This window comes from Nesterenkonia sphaerica, from assembly GCF_005771565.1.
In the GTDB taxonomy this organism is placed as follows: domain Bacteria; phylum Actinomycetota; class Actinomycetes; order Actinomycetales; family Micrococcaceae; genus Nesterenkonia; species Nesterenkonia sphaerica.
Map to the genome: position 1 here is coordinate 1 of NZ_VAWA01000042.1, position 2,378 is coordinate 2,378.

The following is a 2,378-nucleotide window of genomic DNA, read 5'->3' on the forward strand; positions in this document are numbered from 1 at the left end:
CCCCGTACACAAACTACTTGACAAGCCCCCCTGGACCGCTGGATCCGTGCCTGGCACGCCGATGGCTTCGACGGGCTCAAGCCCCGGCAACGCGCCGCCGCACCGATCACCCCGGCGACGGTGTTGTCGCTAGCTGCGACGTTGAAGATCGAGGCTCCCCACCGCACTGCGGCCCAAGTACGCAGGATCATGGTCACCACCCTCGGCGATGCCCCCAGTGAGTCGACACTGCTGCGCCATTTCCGCACCCTGGATATCCCCACCGGCACCCCCGCAGCAGCAACGGGGCGGTTCGAAGCCGCCTACCCCAATGAGATCTGGGTCGGTGATGCGCTGCACGGCCCCAAGATCGGGGGCAAGAAGACCTACCTCTTCGCGTTTATGGATGATCATTCCCGCCTGATCACCGCCGCCCGGTGGGCCTACGCCGAAGACGCAGTACGCTTAGCCGCCGCGCTACGACCAGCCCTACAAACCCACGGCATCCCCTCAAGCTGCTATGTCGATAACGGTGCCGCATATGTGGACTCAGCACTGAAACGAACGTGCGCGAAGCTGGGGATCCGGCTGATCCACTCCAGGCCCTACCGGCCCCAAGGCAGGGGCAAGATCGAGCGGTTCTTCGGTTCGGTGCGTTCCCAGTTCCTCTCCGAGATCACCATACTCACCGCCCCGGTGCAGCTGGTGGCCCCCGGCACCGGCGGGGAAGCAGGTGAGGATCAGGCTGGGACCGCGATCGGCTCGTTGGCTGAGCTCAATGCGCTGTTCTCCTCCTGGCTCCACATCAGCTATCACCACACTGTGCATACTTCCACCGGTCAGAGTCCGTTGGCCCGCTGGGAAGCCGGCTGGAGCAACCGGTCCCCGGAGCGCCGGTCGGCTGAGGCCATCAACGAGGCATTCCGGTGGTCTGTCACCCGCCGAGTCTCGAAGACTGCGACCGTCTCCTTACAGTCGAACACCTACCAGGTGGACCCACAGTTGGCCGGAGCCCATGTCGAGCTGATCTATGACCCCTTCGACCTCACGGCATCGGTCAGCGTGTTCACCAGCGACGGCGCCCCAGCCGGGAACGCCACAGCCCAGCACATCAGTCGTCACGTCCACCCCAAGGCCGCCGCCGCCAGAGCCGACACCGATAACGGCGCCAAGAACGTCGCTTCAGGCATCGACTACCTCCGCATGGTCGAAGAACACCACACCACCCAGATAACCGGAGCGCCGATCAGCTTCGACAAAGCCACCACCACCGACGAAGCCACCGACGCGAGGGGAGCAGAAGCAGCGTGATCGAGAACCTCCAAACCCACTACGGGTTCACCACCATGCCCTTCGGCCGCAACATCCCCGCCCAGGCCCTGCACCCACATCCTGGGCACCGCGAAGCCATCGCCAGGATCCAATGGTGCGTAGACCAGCACCAGATGGGAGTGATCACCGGTGAAGTCGGGGCCGGTAAGACCGTGGCCGTACGTGCCGCCCTGGCCCGGCTCGAGGCCTCCCGGCACCAGGTGATCTACATCGCTGACCCCACCATCGGGATGCGCGGCATCCAGTCCCAGATCGTCACCGCCCTGGGCGGGACCCCGGCCTTCTACTCCGGGGTCCTAGCCCACCAGACCGCCTCACTACTGGCCGGGGAACTCGATGAACGCGCCCGCCTGCCAGTAGTCGTCATCGATGAGGCCCACCTACTGGGCAACACCGACCTGGAATCCTTACGGATGCTCACCAACGCTGGACTCGATACAGGATCGCACTTCGCGTTACTGCTGATCGGCCAGCCCACCCTGCGCCGACGCCTGAAACTCGCCGTCCTGGCCGCCCTGGACCAGAGGGTATCCACCCGATATGCGATCACCGGAATGGACCTGGCTGAGACCGGAGCCTATATCGGTCACCACCTGAAATACGCCGGTCGTTCCGACACCCTGTTCTCTGATGATGCGATCGCTGCGATCCATCAAGGCTCCCGCGGCCACCCCCGAGCGATCAACAACCTCGCCGTTGCCGCGCTCATCGCTACCTACGCCGCCGACAAGGCCATCGTGGACCTCTCCGCAGCCCAATCCGCGATCACCGAAAACAGCGAATAAGCCGCCGTCACCGATGACAACCACCACATCACCCTGACGATGAATGCCCCGCCGGATGCTTCCCAGCGGGGCATTTCCGTCACTGCTGATCGTCACCGAAGGCGACGCCGCCATCGTCAAAAAACGCGACGGCTAACAGGGGCACGCCACGTTCGATTCGACCTACTACTACATCCACACTTCCCCAGACTTCCTGGACTCCTACGCTGACGTGGTCGCCGCCAGCCAGGGCATGTTGCCGGAGGTCGGGTTCGAATGAAACGCGACCCTGTCACCGATGAA

General features: G+C 64.0%; 2 protein-coding genes. Both read left to right on the plus strand.

The window, feature by feature from the left end; translation table 11 throughout:
- Nucleotides 1-120 precede the first annotated feature (120 nt).
- Entirely contained in the window at nucleotides 121-1,290 is a 1,170-nt protein-coding gene (locus FEF27_RS13915; RefSeq protein ID WP_138171298.1) for a DDE-type integrase/transposase/recombinase, read from the plus strand.
- Nucleotides 1,287-2,096, plus strand: a complete 810-nt coding sequence (locus FEF27_RS12935; RefSeq protein ID WP_208009905.1) for an ExeA family protein — start codon at nucleotides 1,287-1,289, stop codon at nucleotides 2,094-2,096. The genes FEF27_RS13915 and FEF27_RS12935 overlap by 4 nt, the downstream gene beginning before the upstream one ends.
- Nucleotides 2,097-2,378 lie beyond the last annotated feature (282 nt).